The sequence below is a fragment of the Delftia sp. PX-1 genome, assembly GCF_055797465.1.
On record NZ_CP184763.1, the window covers coordinates 5,278,308 to 5,296,663 of the forward strand.

Here is an 18,356-nt window from a genome sequence, read left to right on the forward strand (position 1 = left end):
ACTCAGTCGCGCATTTTTGCGAAGGCCGCGAGCTGCTCGTACTTGCGGTCTTCCTCGGCGATCAGGCGCGCCAGGTCCTCGCGGCCCGTGGCCGGCACCATGCCGGCATCTTCCAGGCGCTTGCGCACGGCGGGCTCGGCCAGCGCCTCCTGCAGCGCAGCGGTGATGCGCTGGGCCGTGTCCGCAGGCAGGGCGCGCGGCGCCATCAGCGCAAACCAGCCCACCAATTCATAGCCGCGCAGCGGCGCCAGCTCGGCCATGGCCGGAACCTGGGGCAAGGCGGACAGGCGCTGCGCGCTGGTGACCGCCAGCGGCACGATGCGCCCGCTCTGCAGGAACGGTTGCGCCGCCGTGGGCGAGAGCACGGCCAGGTCCAGGCTGCCGCCCGCCAGGTCGCTGGTCAGCGGCGCCACGCCCCGGTAGGGCACATGGGCGATGGAGATGCCCGCGCGCTGGTTGAGCAGCTCGCCCGCGAAATGCAGGGTCGATCCCACGCCCGAGCTGCCGTAGCTGAGCTTGCCGGGCTGGCGCTTCGCCAGCTCCAGCAAGTCGGCCATGCTCTTCACGCCCAGGCCGGGGCGTGCGGCCAGGATCAGCGGGCTGGTGGCCACCAGGCCCAGCGGCGTGAAATCGCGGCGCCCGTCATAGCGCTGAGCGGGGTTGACGATGCGCGTGGCCACCAGTTCGTTGCTGGCCCCCACCAGCAGCGTGTAGCCATCGGCCGGTGCCGAGGCCACGCGCTGGGCCGCAATGGCGCCGGCCGCCCCGCCCACGTTGTCCACCACCACCGTGCCGCGCAGCCGCGCAGCCAGCCCATCCCCCACCACGCGCGCCGCCAGGTCCACCGATCCACCGGCCGGGTATCCGACGACCAGCTTCAAGGGCTTGGAGGGGAAGCTGCCCTGAGCAACGGCCGGCAGGACCAGCCCCAGCGCGGCCGCGCCCAGGAGGCTGCGGCGGCTCAGGACCTGGCGGGCCTCGGAGAAGAGAGGAAATGCAGTGCGCATGGTGGCAATCGCAGGTGAAGTCGTGAAAGGAATCCGGTGCGGGCGCGGCGCCTCAGGCGGCGGACAGAAAGCGCCGGGCCAGCTTCACCCAGTAGGTGGCGGCCAACGGCAGGATGCGGTCGTTGAAGTCGTAGCCGGGGTTGTGGACCATGCAGCCGCCCGTGCCATGGGTGTCGCCCACGCCGTTGCCCACGATCAGGTAGCTGCCCGGGCATTGTTCGAGCATGAAGGAGAAGTCCTCGCTGCCCGTCAGCGGCTGCAGGTCGGGGATCAGCGCCTGCTCGCCCAGCCAGTCGCGCGCCACCTCGCGGGCGAAGGCCGTGCTGGCCGCATCGTTGACCAGGGCCGGATAGCGCCAGCGGTAGTCCACCACGGCCTCGGCCCCCAGCGTGGCGGCCTGGGCATGGGCCAGCGCGGTGATGCGTTCGCGCAGCAGGGTACGCACCTCGGGCCGGTAGGCGCGCACGGACAGGCGCAGCTCCACCTCGCCGGGGATGACATTCGGTGCATCGCCGCCATGGATGGCGCCCACGCTGACCACGGCCATGTCGCGCGGATCGACATTGCGCGAGACCACGGTCTGCAGCGCCAGCACCAGGTGGGCCGCCGCCACCACCGGGTCGGCCGACAGATGGGGCGCCGAGCCATGGCCGCCCTTGCCGCGCACGGTGATGATCACCGTGTCCGACGAGGCCATGAACGAGCCCTCGCGAAAGCCGAACTGCCCCTCGGCAAAGCCCGGCATGTTGTGCAGCGCAAAGATGGCATCGCAGGGGAAGCGCTCGAACAGGCCGTCCTCCACCATCTTGCGGCCGCCGCCCAGGCCCTCCTCGGCCGGCTGGAAGATCAGGTGCAGCGTGCCGTCGAAGCCGCGTGCCTGGGCCAGCTCGCGCGCGGCGGCCAGCAGGATGGCGGTATGGCCGTCGTGCCCGCAGGCATGCATGCGGCCCGCATGGCGGCTGGCGTAGGGCAGGCCGGTCTGCTCGTGGATGGGCAGCGCATCCATGTCGGCGCGCAGGCCCAGCCGGCGCGTGCCCGAACCGCAGCGCAGCGTGCCGACCACGCCCGTGCCTCCCAGCCCTCGATGCACTTCATAGCCCCAGGAGGCCAGGCGCTCGGCCACCAAGTCGCTGGTGGCGAACTCCTCGAAGGCCAGTTCGGGATGGGCATGCAGGTGATGGCGCAGGGCCACCATCTCGGCCTGCGTGGCGCGTATGCCGGGCAGCACCGGATCGGCGGCTTCGGCCGTGGTGGAAACGGGCGGGTCAATGTTCATGCCCGCAGTCTAGGAAGCGTGGGCAGCGGGCGGAAGACCGCCAGCGCCTGCCCTGCCAGGCATTGCCTGTCATCCCCCGGCATGCGCCGATCACAGCAATGGCAGGGATGGCGGCCATGGCACGAAACCTGCAAGATCGGCCCATGCATTCCCAGCCCCACCTCGATGCCGGTCCCGCCATGAAGCTGCACCAGATGCGCTACCTCGTCGCCGTGGCCGGCTGCGGCAGCGTGCGCGCCGCGTCACGCGCGCTGGGCATCACCCAGTCGGCCATCACCCAGGCCCTGCGCGAGCTGGAGGAAGGCCACCGCCTTGCGCTGTTCGAGCGCCAGAGCAGCGGCATCGTCCTCACGCCGGCCGGGCGCACGCTGCTGCGCCATGCCCAGCTGATCACCGGGCAGATGGCCCAGGCCGAGGATGAAATGGCCCGCCTGCGCGACACCTGCGCCGTGGCGCGCCTGTGCGTGGGCGTGACGCCCTGGGTGGGCCAGAGCCTGCTGCCCCATGTGCTGCGCGCCTTCCGCGCCGAACTGCCCCAGGTGCGGCTGGAGCTGTTCGAGGGCCTGTCGGCCGTGGCCCATCCGCGCCTGCGCGAAGGCACGCTGGACCTGCTGATCGGCCGCGTGCCCTCGGGACCCTCGGGCGGCGACCTGCATGGCACGCCGCTGTTCCGCTACGACGCCACCGTCGTGGCCCGCACGGGCCATCCGCTGGCAGGCGCCCGCTCACTGGCCGAGCTGATGGACTGCGACTGGCTGCTCAACTACACGCCGCCTGAAGAAGACGACCTGGTGCGGCGCCTGTTCCTGCGCCACGGCCTGCCCGTGCCAGTGGGCCACATCCACCTGGTGCATTCGGCATCGCTGCTGCTGCACCTGATCGCGCACAGCGACATGCTCTCGTTCTGCCCCTGGCCGCTGATCGAATCGGGCGTGCCCCAGGGCACCCTGGTGCCGCTGTCCCTGCGCGAGCAGTTCGAGCCCCACACGGTGGGCGTGGTCCAGCGCGGCCACGGCCCCCTGCCCTGGGTGGCCGAGCGCTTCGTGCACCACCTCATGGAGCAGGTCCACGCCTGCCGCCACAGCCCGGACCCGGTGCTGCAGCGCGTGTTCCGCTCCATTGACGTGCTGGCCTGAGGGTGCCTCAGCGCAACGTGGCCTGGGCCACCGGCACGTCAGCCGGCACATCCCAGCCCCCGCCCAGCGCGCGAATCAGGCCCACGGCGGCCTGGTACTGCGCGGACTTCACCTGCAGCGCCTGGCGGCGGTTGCGCAGTTCGCTGCGGCGCGCATCCAGCAGGTCCAGCTGGCTGACGTAGCCGTTGCGGTAGCGCGTGTCCGACAGGCTGGTGGCGCGCTGGGCGGCCACCACGGCCTGGCCCTGCACGGTGGACTGCTCCTGCAGGATGCGGATGGAAGACAGCTGGTCCTCCACCTCCTGGAAGGCCACCAGCGCCTGCTGGCGGTAGGCGGCCAGCGCGGCATCGAGCTGCGCGCCTGCGGCCTGCACGCCGGCCTCGCGCCGGCCGCCGTCGAACAGCGGCAGCGACAGCAGGGCGCCCACGCCCCAGGAGCGCATGGACCACTTGAACAGGTCACCGACCTCGGGCGAGGCGTGGCCGGCCGCGCCGGTCAGCGAGATGCTGGGGAACCATGCCGTCTTCGCCACGCCCACGCGCGACTGCGCGGCGAACACGGCGCGCTGGGCGGCCGAGATGTCGGGCCGGCGCATGAGCACCGTGGCCGGCACTCCGGCGGGAATAGAAGGCAGTGCCGTGGTCCAGGCGCCTTCGCCCAGGCCGAAGCGCGAGGCCGAGTCGCCCACCAGCACGGCCAGCGCATGCTCGACCTGGGCGCGCTGGCGGTCCAGCGCCAGCGCGTCCGATTCGGTGGCCGACAGCTCGGCCTGGATGCGCGCCACGTCCAGCTCGGCAATGTCGCCGGCCTGCAGCCGCCGCTCCGACAGGCGCAGCGTGTCGCGGTAGGCCTCCACGGTCTCGCGCATCAGGGCGCGCTCGGCGTCCAGCGCGCGCAGCTGCAGATAGGTCTGCGCGACCTCGGCCTGCACGGCCAGCCGCGTGCTTTGCAGCAGGGCCTCGCGGCCCTCGGCGTCCAGCCGCGATGCGTCGGCCGCCTGGGAAATGCGGCCGAACAGATCGACCTCATAGGACAGGTTCAGCCCCGCATTGACCAGGGTGGCAGGCCGTGTGCCCGAGGCCTTGTCCAGCCCCGCGCCGCGCGTGGCCCCTGCGCCCAGGCCCAGTTGCGGCATGCGCTCGGCATTGGCGCTGCGCGCCAGGGCGCGGGCCTCGGCCAGGCGTGCGGCCGCGGCCTGGATGCTCTGGTTGTCCAGCGTGGCCTTGTCCACCAGCGCGTCCAGCGCCGGGTCGGCAAAGGCCAGCCACCATTGGCCGCGTGCCTGGGCTTCGGCGGGCAGGGCCTGGGTCCAGCCCGCCTGCGGCGCGGCGCCTTGCTCCTTGAAGGCGGGGGCGGCCGGCAGCTCGGGCAGGCTCTGGGACACGCTGGCGCAGCCGGCCAGGGCCAGCGCCGCCACCAGGGGCAGCAGACGCCTGGACAGTTTCGAAAGCGATGGGATCTTCATGATCGGTTCCTGTTCTTGTGGTGTGGGCTCATTCATGCTCGCCACGCGCAGCAGAGGGCATGGGCAGCGCGCCGCCACCCGAGGCATGGCCGTGGGCGGGTGCCTGTGCAGGGGCCTCTTGCTCCATCTCGGGCCCATGCTGCTTGAGCGGCCGGTTGCCTGCCAGGCGGCGCATCAGCACGTAGAACACGGGCGTCAGGAACAGGCCGAAGGCCGTCACCCCGATCATTCCCGAGAACACGGCCACGCCCATGGCACGGCGCATTTCCGAGCCAGCGCCCGTGGACAGCACCAGGGGCAGCACGCCCATGACGAAGGCCAGCGAGGTCATCAGGATGGGGCGCAGGCGCAGCCGGCTGGCCTCGATGGCGGCCTGTATGGGCGTGCGGCCCTCGAACTCCAGCTCCCGCGCGAACTCCACGATCAGGATGGCGTTCTTCGCACTCAGCCCCACCAGCACGATGAGCCCGATCTGCGTGAAGACATTGCTGTCGCCGCCCGACAGCCAGACGCCGGTCATGGCCGCCAACAGGCCCATGGGCACGATCAGGATGATGGCAATCGGCAGGGTCAGGCTCTCGTACTGCGCGGCCAGCACCAGGAACACCAGCAGGATGGCCAGCGGGAACACCAGCACCGCCGAATTGCCGGCCAGGATCTCCTGGTAGGTCAGGTCGGTCCATTCGAAGTCGATGCCCTTGGGCAGGGTCTCGGCCGCGATGCGCTTGATGGCATCCTGCGCCTGGCCCGAAGAGAAGCCCGGTGCGGCACCGCCGTTGATGTCGGCCGTGAGGTAGCCGTTGTAGCGCATGGCGCGCTCGGGGCCGAAGCTGGAGTCCACCTTCATCAGCGCCGACAGCGGAATCATCTCGCCCGAGCTGGAGCGCACTTTGAGCATGCCCACGTCCTCGGCACGCGCGCGGTAGGGCGCGTCGGCCTGCACGCGGACGCTGTAGGTGCGGCCGAACTTGTTGAAGTCGTTCGCATACAGGCTGCCCAGGTAGATCTGCATGGTGTCGAAGATGTCCGTCACCGGCACGCCGAGCTGGCGCGCCTTGGTGCGGTCGATGTCGGCATACAGCTGGGGCACGTTGACCTGCCAGCTGGTGAACATGCCGGTCAGCTCGGGCGTCTGGTAGGCCTTGGCCATGAAGGCCTTCACGGCCGCGTCCATCTGGTCATAGCCCAGGGAGGCGCGGTCTTCCAGCTGCAGCTTGAAGCCGCCCGTCGTGCCCAGGCCCGCCACGGGTGGCGGCGGGAACATGACGATGAAGGCGTCCTGGATGCCTGCGAAGGCCTGATTGAGCTGGCCGGCCACGGCGCCGCCGCTCTGGTCGGCGCGCTTGCGCTCGTCGAAGGGCTTGAGCGTGGCGAAGACGATGCCCGAGTTGGAGCTGTTGGTGAAGCCGTTGATGGACAGGCCCGGGAAGGCGATGGTGTCCTCCACGTTGGGGTTGTCCTTCATGATCTCGCCCATGCGGCGGATCACCTCGTCCGTGCGGTCCAGCGTGGCGCCGTCGGGCAGTTGGGCAAAGCCGATCAGGTACTGCTTGTCCTGCGCGGGCACGAAGCCCGAAGGCACGGCCTTGAACAGGCCGAAGGTCACGGCGATCAGCGCCAGGTAGATGGCCAGCATCAGCGCCTTGCGCGAGATCACGCGGCCCACGCCGCCGCTGTAGGCCTCGGAGCCCCGGTGGAACATGCGGTTGAAGCCGCGGAACAGCCAGCCGAAGGCCCGGTCCATGCCGCGTGTCAGCGCGTCCTTGGGCGCATCGTGGCCGCGCAGCAGCAGGGCCGCCAGCGCGGGCGACAGCGTCAGCGAGTTGATGGCCGAGATCACCGTGGAGATGGCGATGGTCACCGCGAACTGCTTGTAGAACTGGCCCGTGAGGCCGCTGATGAAGGCCAGCGGCACGAACACCGCCACCAGCACCAGGGCGATGGCGATGATGGGCCCGGACACTTCGCGCATGGCGCGATAGGTGGCGTTGCGCGGCGTCAGCCCCGCCTCGATGTTGCGCTCCACGTTCTCGACCACGACGATGGCGTCATCCACCACGATGCCGATGGCCAGCACCAGGCCGAACAGGCTCAGCGCGTTGATGGAAAAGCCCAGCAGATGTAGCACGGCGAAGGTGCCGATCACCGACACCGGCACGGCCAGCAGCGGGATGATGGAGGCGCGCCAGGTCTGCAGGAACAGGATCACCACCAGCACCACGAGCACGATGGCCTCCAGCAGCGTGTGCACCACCGATTCGATGGAGGCGCGCACGAACTGCGTGGGGTCGTAGGCGATGCGGTACTCCAGGCCCTCGGGCATGTTCTTGTTCAGGGCCTCCATGGTCTTGCGCACGTTGGCCGAGATTTCCAGCGCATTGGAGCCCGGCGCCTGGAACACGCCCATGCCCACGGCCGGGTCGTTGTTCAGCAGCGAGCGCAGCGAATAGTCGGCCGCGCCCATCTCCAGGCGGCCGATATCGCGCAGGCGGGTCACGGCGCCGTCGGCGCCGCTCTTGACGATGATGTCGCCGAAGTCCTCCTCGCTTTGCAGGCGGCCCTGGGCGTTGATGGACAACTGCATGTCCACGCCCGGCAGCCCCGGCGATGCGCCGACCACGCCGGCCGCAGCCTGCACGTTCTGGCCACGGATGGCGGCCACCACATCGCTGGCCGACAGGCCGCGCTGCGCCACCTTCTGCGGGTCCAGCCACACGCGCATGGCGTAGTCGCCGCCGCCGAAGATCTGGATCTGGCCCACGCCCTCGATGCGCGCCAGCGGATCCTTCACGTTCAGCACCGCGTAGTTGCGCAGGTAGTTGATGTCATAGCGCTGGTTGGGCGAGACCAGGTGCACCACCATGGTCAGGTCGGGGGCGCTCTTGACCGTGGTGATGCCCAGGCGGCGCACTTCCTCGGGCAGGCGCGGCTCGGCCTGCGAGACGCGGTTTTGCACCATCTGCTGCGCCTTGTCGGGGTCGGTGCCCAGGCGGAAGGTGACGGTCAGCGTCATCACGCCGTCGCTGGTGGCCTGGCTGCCCATGTAGAGCATGCCTTCGACGCCGTTGATCTGCTCTTCCAGCGGCGTGGCCACGGTCTCGGCGATCACCTTGGGATTGGCGCCCGGGTACTGGGCGCGCACCACCACGGATGGCGGCGCGACCTCGGGGTATTCCGAGATCGGCAGCCCGCCCATGGCGATCAGGCCGGCGATCAGCATCAGCAGCGAAAGCACGCCCGCGAAGATCGGCCGGTCAATGAAGAATTTGGATAGGTTCATGGTGTTTGGCTCCGCCACGGCAAAGCGCGGCCCATGCCGCCTGCGGTCAGGCGGCATTTCAGAGGCAGGAAAGGTGTGCGGCTAGATCAGGACTTGGTTGCGTCAGCCACTTGTTCGGCTGCCTGCCGGGTGCCCGGCTGGCGGGCATCGGCCCGCGCATCCATGGACACCTCCTTGGGCGCGACCAGGGCGCCGGGGCGGATGTGCTGCAGGCCGTTGACCACCACGCGCTCGCCGGGCTGCAGGCCCTGGGTCACGTTGCGCAGGCCGTTCACCGAGGCGCCCAGCACCACCTCGCGGTAGACGGCCTTGTTGTCGCCGCCCACCACCATCACGTACTTCTTGCTCTGGTCCGTGCCGATGGCGCGCTCGCTGACCAGCAGCATGCTGCTGTCGCGCGCCTGGCCCATGCGGATGCGGGCGAACTGGCCGGGCATGAGGGCGCCGTCCTTGTTGTCGAAGGCGGCGCGCACGCGCACGGTGCCGCTTCGGGCATCGACCTGGTTGTCGATCAGCTGCAGCCGGCCCTCGAAGGGCGTGCTGCCGGCCGTGGCCGTGCCCATCTGCACGGGAATGCTGTCGATCCTGGCGCGGTTGCCCGCGCCGCCGCCGAGCTCCTTGAGCGCGCGCGTGATGACCTGCTCATCGGCATCGAAGCTCGCATAGATGGGGCTGACCGAGACCAGCGTGGTCAGCACCGGCGCGCCCGGGCCTGCGGCCACCAGGTTGCCCACGGTGATCTCGCGCTTGCCGATGCGGCCCGACACGGGGGCGCGCACCTGGGTGTAGCCCAGGTTCAGCCGCGCCGATTGCAGGGACGCCTGGGCCGCGCGCAGATTGGCCTCGGCCTCGCTGCCTGCGTTGATGCGCTCGTCCAGCTCGCGCTGGGCAATCGCCCGCTCGTCCCACAGGCGGCGTGCACGCTCCTGCTCGCTGCGCGCATAGGACTGGCGTGCCTGGGCCGAGGCCACCTGGGCTTCGGCCCGCTCGACCTCGGCCGCATACGGTGCGGGGTCGATGGTGATCAGCAGATCGCCCTGCTTGACCAGCGCGCCCTCGCGAAAGTGCACGGCCTGCACGGCGCCGGCGACGCGGGAGCGGATGTCCACGCGCTCCACGGCTTCAAGGCGGCCCGAGAACTCGTCCCAGGCGGTGACCTCGCTTTCGGCGACCGTGGCCACCGACACAGGCGTGGCGGCGGGCTGGGCGCTGGCGGGCGCGTCATCGGCCTTGGCATCGAAGCCGTGCAGGCCGAACAGGCCGGCGCTGACGGCGAGGATGGCCGCAGCGGCGGCCGGCAGCTTCCAGCCCTTGCGCTGGGCCGAGGCGGAAGAAGAGGGTGAGGAGGATGAGGTGGATTGGGTGGACATGGTGTTTTTTTGCGTAATTCAGGGAACACGATGCCCGCCCGGCGCCTGAACGCGCCGGGAAGGCGGAATCGAAATGGAAAAACGGGGGCAGCAAGGTTCGCCGGCTGCGGCGGCGCGGGGCCTAGCCCGGTGCTGCGGGCTTGTTCATGGTGGCCTCGAAGAAGTCATGCACATGCTGGAACACGGCGGCGCTGCAGGCCGTACAGGCCTCGGCCTCGGACAGGGCCTGCGGCCAGTTCGACGCGCTGGGCAGCACATGGCTGCTGGCCGTCACGCCGGCCGCGCGCAGGCGGGCCGCATAGGCCTGGGCCTCGTCGCGCAGCGGGTCGTCACCGCCCACCAGCACCAGAGCCGGCGGCAGCTGGGCCAGGCGCAGCGAGCTGCCGGGCACGGCATAGGGATGCATGGCGTCCTTGGGGCAGCTCAGGTACTCGCGCCAGCCCGTGGCCCAGCGGCATTCGCCGGCCTCGGGCGTGGCCTCGCGCTGCGAGGCGGTGCCGGTGCAGGGATCGAGCATGGGCGACACCAGGATCTGGCCTGCCAGCGGAGGGTGGCCCCGGTCTCGCGAGATCACGGCCACGGCGGCGGCCAGGTTGCCGCCGGCTTCTTCACCCGCGAGGAACAGCGGCGCGCCCTTGCCCGCCATCTTCACGCGGTGCTTGTACAGCCACTGCAGCACGGCGTAGCCCACCTCGATGGGCTGGGGAAACGGATGCTCGGGCGCCAGCGGGTAGGCCAGCGACACCACGACGGCGCCCGCCTCGGCCAGCAGCCGGCCGATGTAGCGCCCGTTGTCCAGCGTGCCGCAGACAAAGGTGCCGCCATGGAAATGCAGCACCAGAGGCGAAATCGTGCCGGGCCTGCGCTGGCCATAGGCGCGCGCAGCCACGGTGCCGTGCTCGGGCAGCTCGATGGAGAATTCTGTTTCGGCAATCTGCGCCCCGACGGCGGGGCCGTTCGGAGGCGACGAGGAAGTGGACATGGCGCGAACCTGCGGCAATGGTCGATGGTTGGAATATAGGCGGCGCCGGCCATGTCTGAAATAGCAACGCAGCCATCGCTCTGTTTCCGTTTCACGAACAATCGCCCGACACGGCGCGTGTGAGAATTCCGCCGAGCCGGCATTCCCTTGCCGGGCGCTGCAGGAGCAACTTTCCATGGACCAGATCCAGGCCATGCGTGTCTTCGTTCGCGTGGTGGAAGCCGGCAACTTCACCCGCGCCGCCGATTCGCTGGACCTGCCCAAGGGCACGGTCACCAAACAGATCCAGGCGCTGGAGGCGCGCGTGCGCGTCAAGCTGCTCAACCGCACGACGCGGCGCGTCACCGTCACGCCCGATGGCGCCGCCTACTACGAACGCGCGGCACGCCTGCTCAACGACTTCGACGATCTCGAAGCCAGCATGGTCAACACCCAGACCGCGCCCAGCGGGCGGCTGCGGCTGGACGTGGGCAGCTCCATGGCCCGGCTGATCATCATTCCGGCGCTGACCGAATTCTGCGAACGCTATCCCGACATACAGATCGACCTGGGCGTGGGCGACCGCCTGGTGGACCTGATCAGCGACAACGTGGACTGCGTGATCCGCGGGGGCGAGCTCAGCGACCAGTCCCTGGTGGCGCGCCGCATCGGCTCGATGAACTGGGTCACCGTGGCCTCGCCCGCCTACCTGGCACGCCATGGCGTGCCCCAGCATCCGTCCGAACTGGATACGAAGCACCAGATCGTCGCCTTCTTCTCGGGCCATACGCGGCGCATGTACCCGCTGGAATTCCAGCGGGGCGATGAATCCATCGAGGTGGCGGGCAACTACCGCATCGCGGCCAACGACAGCAATGCCTACACGGCCGCCGTGCTGGCGGGCTTTGGCATCGCGCAGCTGGTCACGGCCTTTGCCCAGCCGCTGATCGACAGCGGCGAACTGGTCGAGGTCCTGCCCGATTGGACCCAGCCGCCGCTGCCCATACACGTGGTCTACCCGCCCAACCGCCACCTCAGCGCCAAGGTGCGGGCCTTCGTGGACTGGGCGGCCGACCTGTTCGCGCGCCATCCCCAGCTGCAGCGCAGCTGAAAGGCCGGCGATGGGATGGCCGGGCGGGCCCAAGCCCCGTCCGGCTGCAAGGCCTTCCTAGCCATTCTTCATGTCAGCGGGCATGACGCCAGCCATTCCCATTCGCCATGACCATGCACGCCACCGGATACGGCCGATCCAGGGGCCTGCCTGCCCGCCTACTGCTGCACGCAGCTTTCTGCCATGCACCAAATACCGTCAACCTCCTCTGAAGATGCACCGAAACACGGCACGAAGGCACCAAGCTCGGGCGCCGTTCACCAAAACGATGCATGACGGCATAACTTTTAGGCATAATCTTGGTTTGCACTCACCCCTTCCCGCAGCCGTTTTTAGTCAGAGGTTTTTTCCATGAAGTACGAGTCCGTCGGCCAGTTCCTTGATGAAGTCGCGCAACGCAATCCCGGCCAGCCCGAATTCCTGCAAGCCGTCACCGAAGTGATGGAAAGCCTGTGGCCCTTCATCGAGAAGAACCCCAAGTACGCCGAGCACGGACTGCTGGAGCGCCTGGTCGAGCCCGAGCGCGTGGTCATGTTCCGCGTGAGCTGGACCGACGACAAGGGCCAGGTGCAGGTCAACCGCGGCTTCCGCATCCAGCACAGCATGGCCATCGGCCCCTACAAGGGCGGCCTGCGTTTCCACCCCTCGGTCACGCTGTCCGTGCTCAAGTTCCTGGCGTTCGAGCAGACCTTCAAGAACGCGCTGACCACGCTGCCCATGGGCGGCGGCAAGGGCGGCTCGGACTTCGATCCCAAGGGCAAGAGCCCCGCTGAAGTCATGCGCTTTTGCCAGGCCTTCGTCACCGAGCTGTTCCGCCACGTGGGCCCGGACACCGACGTGCCGGCAGGCGACATCGGCGTGGGCGGCCGCGAAGTGGGCTTCATGGCCGGCATGTACAAGAAGCTGTCCAACAGCGCCGCCAGCGTGTTCACGGGCAAGGGCCTGTCCTTCGGCGGCTCGCTGATCCGCCCCGAAGCCACCGGCTACGGCACCGTCTACTTCGCCCAGGAAATGCTGGCCACGCGCGGCCAGTCCTTCGCAGGCAAGACCGTCTCCGTCTCCGGCTCGGGCAACGTGGCCCAGTACGCCGTGGAAAAGGCCCTGCAACTGGGCGCCAAGGTGGTGTCGGTCTCCGACTCCTCGGGCACCGTGTATGACCAGGACGGCTTCACCACCGAGAAGCTGGCCATCCTGATGGACGTGAAGAACCACCGCTACGGCCGCGTGGACGAGTACGCCAAGCTGGTGGGCGCAGAGTTCCTGCGCGGCAAGACGCCGTGGCACCTGAAGGTGGACGTGGCCCTGCCCTGCGCCACGCAGAACGAACTGACCGAGGAAGATGCCAAGGTGCTGATCGCCAACGGCGTGGTCTGCGTGGCCGAAGGCGCCAACATGCCCTCGACCATCGAAGCCGCCAAGGCCTTCGAGAAGGCCGGCGTGCTGTACGCACCGGGCAAGGCCAGCAATGCCGGTGGCGTGGCCACCTCGGGCCTGGAGATGAGCCAGAACGCGGCCCGCCTGTCCTGGCCCGCCGAGGAAGTCGATGCCCGCCTGCTGCAGATCATGCAAGGCATCCACGCCGCCTGCCTGAAGTACGGCAAGCGCGAGGACGGCACGGTCAGCTACATCGACGGCGCCAACATCGCCGGCTTCGTCAAGGTGGCCGATGCCATGCTGGCCCAGGGCGTGATCTGAGCGTCAGCGCTCCCCACCCCTGACGAAAGCCCATGCAGCCTGCTGCATGGGCTTTTTTCATGGAAAGAGATGGATTCGCGCGCCTTACCTGTCGCGCACCGCATCGGCCAGCGCCGCCCAGGCCTTGAGCGTCAGCGCATGCGTGAAGGCCGCGCCCGCCACCGGGTGCGATGACAGCTTGACCACCACCATCTGCGCGGCCGGGTTCAAGTGGATAAACTGGCCGTGAATGCCGGCGGCCTCGTAGGCGCCATCGGCGTTGTGCAGTACCCACCATTGGTTGCGGTAGCTGTAGCCGGGCCGCGCGGCCTGGATGCCGCGGAACTTGAACTGCTCGCGGTCGCCGCCGCGCGCAATGTCGTCCAGCACCGCCTTGTCGAAGATCTTGTGGCCGTTGAAGCTGCCGCCCAGGCGCAGCATCTCGCCCACGCGCGCCAGGTCACGCGCCGTGGCGTTCAGGCCCGCGCCCTGCAGCGGCGTGCCGGTGCTGTCCACCATCACATAGGCGTCTTCCTGCATGCCCAGCTTCTGCCAGATGTTCTCGCTCATGAGATCGCTCCAGCGCCGCTGGGTGACGCGCGAGACGATCCAGCCCAGCACCTCGGAATGCACGGTGCGGTAGACAAAGCCCTCGCCATGCGTGCCTTCCTTGGGCAGCGTCTTGAGGAAGTCGTACACATTGGTCGGCCCCGCGTAGCCGGGCGGGCGCGGCAGCATGCCCGAGGCCCATGAGTAGCCGAAGATCTCGGTCTTGGGGTCGGTGTAGTCCTCGCGAAAGCGCACGGCCCCGGTCATGTCCATGACCTGGCGCACCGTCATGTCGCCCCAGGCCGAGCCTTCCAGCTCGGGCACGTATTTCGTGACCAGGGCCTGGGGGTCGATGCGCCCCTCGTGGGCCAGTTGCGCGGCCATCAGGCCGGTGAACGATTTGGTGACCGAGAACAGCAGGTGCGGCGAGCTGGCCTGCATCTGGTTCTGGTAGCGCTCGAAGACCACCCGCCCCTTGTGCAGCACCACGATGGCATCGGTATAGGTGCGGTCCAGCCACTGGTCCACGGTGATGGGCTGGCCCTTGTCGTCGTCAAAGCGCAGGCCGCCCAGGGCCATGGGCGCTTCGGGCAGTGCCGAGGGCGCCGCCGCGCCGCGCCGGATGTTCTGCGTGGGCTGGATTTCGCGCAGGTGCTGCACCACCCAGCGCAGCTGTGGATAGCGGTAGCCGTTGGACACGTCCACGCGCTTGTCGGCGGCCGGCGGAAAGCCCTGCATCAGCCCCAGTTGCTCCAGGCGCACGCTGTCGGGCGGCGGCAGCGCGGGCGCTGCGGGGGCCTGTGCCTGGGCCGCCACCCAGCCGGGCAGTAGCACCAGCAGGGCCAGCAAGGCCATGGCATGCCGGGAACGCCGAAAGAGCGGACTGACCATCGTTGTCTCCTTGGTTTTGGAAACGGCCAGTCTTGCAGAAAGCCCTCGGCCGGTCACGGGTGTTCGCCCGCCCGCAGGCCGCAAGGCTGTCGTCTGCGCGACGAAGGTTTTAGTGGGGCATTCAGCGGCGCATCAAGGCCGCATCGCACCAGCGCTGCGCCACGGCCGGAGAAGTGGTGCAGACCGTGTCGTGCGTCACCGTGGTCACGGCGCGCTCCAGCAGCTGGATGTCGGCCTCGTGCTGGCGCGCCACATGCGGGTCCTCGAAGAAGATCACGCGCTGGCAGCGGCGGTCCAGCACCAGGTCGGCGATCTGCGCATCGCCGCCCAGCGGGCCGCTGTTGTAGCGGTCCACCCAGGGCCGGTCCTCGGGCCAGCCACGGCTCCAGGCCATTTCGTTGAGGCGCTGGCCCGTAGTGCCCGTGCCCACGCGCCGGCCAAAGCGCGACAGCAGCTCGAAGTTGCGTGCCGCGAAATCCAGCATAGTGGGCTTGAGCGCATCGTGGGCGATCAGCGCCAGCGTCTGCTGTGCGTAGTCGTGAAAGCGCTGCGCACCGGCATCCTTGGGCAGACCTGCCTGGATGCGCTCCATCTCGACCCAGTCCCGCGCCGAGGCCACGGTGGACAGGAAGGGCTTGCCATGGATCACGCACTGGCGCTTGAGCGCCACGGCCTCGGGAAAGATGGAGGACGGATCCACCGGGTCGGTGAAATAGATGGCCCCGTCGATGGTGCGCTCGTCACCTTCCACGCCCACCACCTCGGCCACCAGTTTCATCAGCCCGCCTTCGCGGCCATAGGGATAGCGGCGCAGGCCCCGGTAGGACGCCAGCATGCCAGCCGCCTGGATGGCATCGAAGGTGCGGCCCACGGCATGCAGGCCCAGCTGCAGCTCGCGGATGCCGGACTCGCAGGCGCGCAGCCAGCCGAACAGTGCGGCATCCTCGGTTTGGTGGTGGATTCGGTTGGCGGCCAGGCCCAGGCGTATCGGCATACAGGTTCACTCATCAACAGTGGGGAGAGGCCCGTGCAGCCAGGACAGCCTGCGGACCAGCGGCAAGAATAGCGCCAATCCATGACAGCGCCTGCCGGCACGGCGGCGGCGCTGAACTTTTGGCCGGCCCGTGCATCCATTGTTGCGTCATGCCCTCACTGCTTTCCCACCTATGGCCCCGACGGCGCCTGCACCGGCTCACGGCAGCGCTGGGCGTGGCCGCGCTGCTGGCGGCCAGCGGCTGCTCCGTTCTGGATACCAAGCAGCGCGAATGGATCTTCCAGCCCAGCGACCGCAGCTGGCCCGGCGCCAACACGGCCGGCATGGAAGATGTCTGGATCGACATGCCAACGCAGGACGGCGCCCGCCTGCATGCGCTGTGGCTGCCCCAGCCGGCCACGGCCGGCAACGCCCCCGTGCTGCTGTACCTGCATGGCGCGCGCTGGAACGTTGCCGGCTCCTCGCCGCGCATCCGGCGGCTGCACGAGCTGGGCTTTTCGGTGCTGGCCATCGACTACCGGGGCTTTGGCAAGAGCAGCGCCGGCCTGCCGTCCGAGGAATCGTCCGCCGAGGACGCACGCGCCGGCTGGGACTGGCTGGGCCGGCACGCTCCGGACCGGCCGCGCTTCATCTTCGGCCATTCACTGGGCGGCGCCATCGCCATCGACCTGGCGCGCAGCGTTCAGGACGAGGCCGGCGTCATGGTCGAGGCCACCTTCACCAGCATTCCCGACGTGGTCCGCAGCTTCCGCTGGGGCTGGCTGCCCGTGGGGCCGCTGATCACCCAGCGCTTTGCCTCCATCGACAAGGTGGCCGGCATAGGCTCGCCGCTGCTGGTCGTGCACGGCAGCGCCGACCCGCTGATCCCCGCCACGCTGGGCCGCCAGCTGTTCGACGCGGCCAGCGAGCCCAAGCGCTTCGTGCTCATCGAAGGCGGCAACCACCACAACACCCAGTCGCGCGCCATGGAGCAGTACCGGCAGGCTCTGGACGAGCTGTTCGGGCTGCGCCTGCTCGCACAGGCGTCCACAGTGCCTGCAAGCCCGCGCTGAGCGGCGCAGCCTGCGCCGCCTTCCACGCTACGGGCAGCTTGCCGCGTTCTGCGAGATCACGGCACGCAACTGCCGCGTGGTGGTGCTGTCATCCGGGCCCAGGGTGTTGCGCGTGTAGCGGCAGCCATAGGTCGGCGCGGCCACCGTGGCGGCCGTCTGCACATCGTCACCGCCCGGCCTGGCGCCGCCCTGCTCCCACTGCACCATGGCATCGAAGGCCTCCACCTGCTCGGCCACGGTGAAGTCGCAGTGCGATGCGCCGCGGATGGCGCGCTGCACCAGCCAACGGTCCTTGCCCTTGTCAGCCACGCGTCGCTGGTAGATCTGCTGCATGCTGAACGGCACATACAGGTCGCCCAGCGTGTGCAGCGTCACCACGGGAATGCCGATGTCGCCTGGGCTCACGGGAATCCAGCGCAGGCCGTCGCGGCGCAGCCGGTTGGCATCGGTCGCGGCCGTGCGCTTTTGCGCGGCGGCATTGAGCGCGGCCGAGGCCGCTGCATCCCCATCGATGCGGTAGGTGAAGCGGTTGGTATCGGTCACGTTGCGGTTCAGGATGCCGTTGACCGAGCCGTCGCTACCGAACACGCCCCAGACCGGAGCGAACGAGCCGCCCACGGCCACACCCAGGTCGAACAGCGGGCGCGGACCGCCCGTGAGATTCTGGATCACCGACAGATAGGCGCGGCCCGTCGCGGTAGGTGCAGACGGGAAGGTCGTGAACAGGGCCGATGTCACCTTGCCCTGGATGGCCGCCCAGTCGGTGACGGCATGCTGGGCCTCGCCCGCCAGGGCCTGGGCAGTGACCTGGGCTGCCGCGAAGTAGTCGAACAGCTGGGTATCGCCCATCACGCCGCACATGGGCACGGCGCCCTGGTAGCGCACCTTGTTGCGGGCCGTTGACTGGGCTTCGGCCTCGATGGCCGCCGCCGTGACATGGCCGCCCATGGAATGGCCGGTGATGTACAGGCGCTGCGGCTGCGCCAACGGGCGGCCGTGGGATGCGGCCAGGCGGTTGAAGGCCAGCGCCAGCGCATTCGTGTCCTCCACGCCGGCGCGCACGTCGTAGTAGTTCTTGCTGTAGCTGGACGCCGCCCAGGCATAGCCGTTCTGGATCAGGTACCGGCGTATGGACGGGTTGGTGACGTTGAGCGCACTGCCCTCGCCCGCATAGCCGTGGGCATACATCACCAGGCGGCCATTCCAGTTGGCCGGCACCTCGATGCGGTAGGCCGCGCCTTCCAGCACACCGGCCCAGCGGCTGGTGCTGGCGTTGTCGACCACATCGCCCGAAGCGGCGGCCAGCGCGTCGAAGCTGGTGGCCGAAGGATTGGCCGGCGCAAAGCTGCGGCTGTCCTGTGCCCGCGTCTCCTCGGGCGCATCACCGTCCCCCCCGCCGCAGGCCGCAAGGCCCGTGGCCGCCAGCAGACCGAGATACTTCCAACGATTCCAACGCAGGGCTCGCATAAGACTGTCTCCTTGGGATGAAGGTTTGAAGGGGAACGCGCGCAAAAAATCCGTTTCAAGGGGGAGTGCCGACGCAGCCTATGCCAGACAACTGGCCCGCCATGCGGGTAGGAACCCGCAAGC

The 18,356-nt window shown here is 69.1% G+C and carries 13 protein-coding genes; 4 read left to right on the forward strand and 9 right to left on the reverse strand.

Features of this window, described 5'->3' with window-relative positions:
- Window positions 1–2: 2 nt before the first annotated feature.
- Together ACN20X_RS24125 and ACN20X_RS24130 are read right to left on the reverse strand one after the other, a co-directional pair.
- Window positions 3–1,007 (reverse strand): Bug family tripartite tricarboxylate transporter substrate binding protein, encoded by a 1,005-nt coding sequence (locus ACN20X_RS24125; RefSeq protein ID WP_016451236.1) that lies wholly within the window; start codon window positions 1,005–1,007, stop codon window positions 3–5.
- A 52-nt stretch (window positions 1,008–1,059) separates the two neighbouring features.
- Window positions 1,060–2,283, reverse strand: coding sequence for a M20 aminoacylase family protein (locus ACN20X_RS24130; protein ID WP_016451235.1), 1,224 nt, complete (start codon window positions 2,281–2,283; stop codon window positions 1,060–1,062).
- Between the two features lie 116 nt (window positions 2,284–2,399).
- On the opposite strand from ACN20X_RS24130, the gene ACN20X_RS24135 reads away from it, so the two are divergent.
- The gene (locus ACN20X_RS24135; protein WP_016451234.1) at window positions 2,400–3,419 is read left to right on the forward strand and encodes a LysR family transcriptional regulator; all 1,020 of its coding nucleotides are present in this window, start codon (window positions 2,400–2,402) and stop codon (window positions 3,417–3,419) included.
- Between the two features lie 7 nt (window positions 3,420–3,426).
- On the opposite strand, the gene ACN20X_RS24140 is transcribed toward ACN20X_RS24135, so the two are convergent.
- The 4 genes from ACN20X_RS24140 to ACN20X_RS24155 all read right to left on the reverse strand — a co-directional run bounded on the left by ACN20X_RS24140 (window position 3,427) and on the right by ACN20X_RS24155 (window position 10,516).
- Window positions 3,427–4,884 (reverse strand): efflux transporter outer membrane subunit, encoded by a 1,458-nt coding sequence (locus ACN20X_RS24140; protein WP_016451233.1) that lies wholly within the window; start codon window positions 4,882–4,884, stop codon window positions 3,427–3,429.
- A gap of 28 nt (window positions 4,885–4,912) precedes the next feature.
- The gene (locus ACN20X_RS24145; RefSeq protein WP_016451232.1) at window positions 4,913–8,164 is read right to left on the reverse strand and encodes an efflux RND transporter permease subunit; all 3,252 of its coding nucleotides are present in this window, start codon (window positions 8,162–8,164) and stop codon (window positions 4,913–4,915) included.
- Between the two features lie 86 nt (window positions 8,165–8,250).
- Complete coding sequence (locus tag ACN20X_RS24150; protein WP_016447674.1) at window positions 8,251–9,534, reverse strand: efflux RND transporter periplasmic adaptor subunit; 1,284 nt, start codon at window positions 9,532–9,534, stop codon at window positions 8,251–8,253.
- 121 nt (window positions 9,535–9,655) lie between these two features.
- Complete coding sequence (locus ACN20X_RS24155; protein WP_016451230.1) at window positions 9,656–10,516, reverse strand: alpha/beta hydrolase; 861 nt, start codon at window positions 10,514–10,516, stop codon at window positions 9,656–9,658.
- 175 nt (window positions 10,517–10,691) lie between these two features.
- Between ACN20X_RS24155 and ACN20X_RS24160 the strand changes: the two genes are divergently transcribed.
- Together ACN20X_RS24160 and gdhA are read left to right on the forward strand one after the other, a co-directional pair.
- Window positions 10,692–11,606: a LysR family transcriptional regulator gene (locus tag ACN20X_RS24160; protein ID WP_016447676.1), complete on the forward strand. Its 915-nt coding sequence runs from the start codon at window positions 10,692–10,694 to the stop codon at window positions 11,604–11,606.
- Between the two features lie 351 nt (window positions 11,607–11,957).
- Window positions 11,958–13,301: an NADP-specific glutamate dehydrogenase gene (gdhA, locus tag ACN20X_RS24165; protein ID WP_017406691.1), complete on the forward strand. Its 1,344-nt coding sequence runs from the start codon at window positions 11,958–11,960 to the stop codon at window positions 13,299–13,301.
- Between the two features lie 84 nt (window positions 13,302–13,385).
- Here the strand turns inward: gdhA and ACN20X_RS24170 are convergent, their stop codons facing one another.
- Together ACN20X_RS24170 and ACN20X_RS24175 are read right to left on the reverse strand one after the other, a co-directional pair.
- Window positions 13,386–14,720, reverse strand: coding sequence for a serine hydrolase domain-containing protein (locus tag ACN20X_RS24170; RefSeq protein ID WP_473209987.1), 1,335 nt, complete (start codon window positions 14,718–14,720; stop codon window positions 13,386–13,388).
- Between the two features lie 121 nt (window positions 14,721–14,841).
- Entirely contained in the window at window positions 14,842–15,714 is an 873-nt protein-coding gene (locus ACN20X_RS24175) for a methylglyoxal synthase (RefSeq protein WP_016447679.1), read from the reverse strand.
- Between the two features lie 149 nt (window positions 15,715–15,863).
- On the opposite strand from ACN20X_RS24175, the gene ACN20X_RS24180 reads away from it, so the two are divergent.
- Window positions 15,864–16,766, forward strand: a complete 903-nt coding sequence (locus ACN20X_RS24180; RefSeq protein ID WP_473209988.1) for an alpha/beta hydrolase — start codon at window positions 15,864–15,866, stop codon at window positions 16,764–16,766.
- A 27-nt stretch (window positions 16,767–16,793) separates the two neighbouring features.
- On the opposite strand, the gene ACN20X_RS24185 is transcribed toward ACN20X_RS24180, so the two are convergent.
- Window positions 16,794–18,233, reverse strand: a complete 1,440-nt coding sequence (locus ACN20X_RS24185; protein ID WP_473209989.1) for an alpha/beta hydrolase family protein — start codon at window positions 18,231–18,233, stop codon at window positions 16,794–16,796.
- Between the last annotated feature and the right edge of the window lie 123 nt (window positions 18,234–18,356).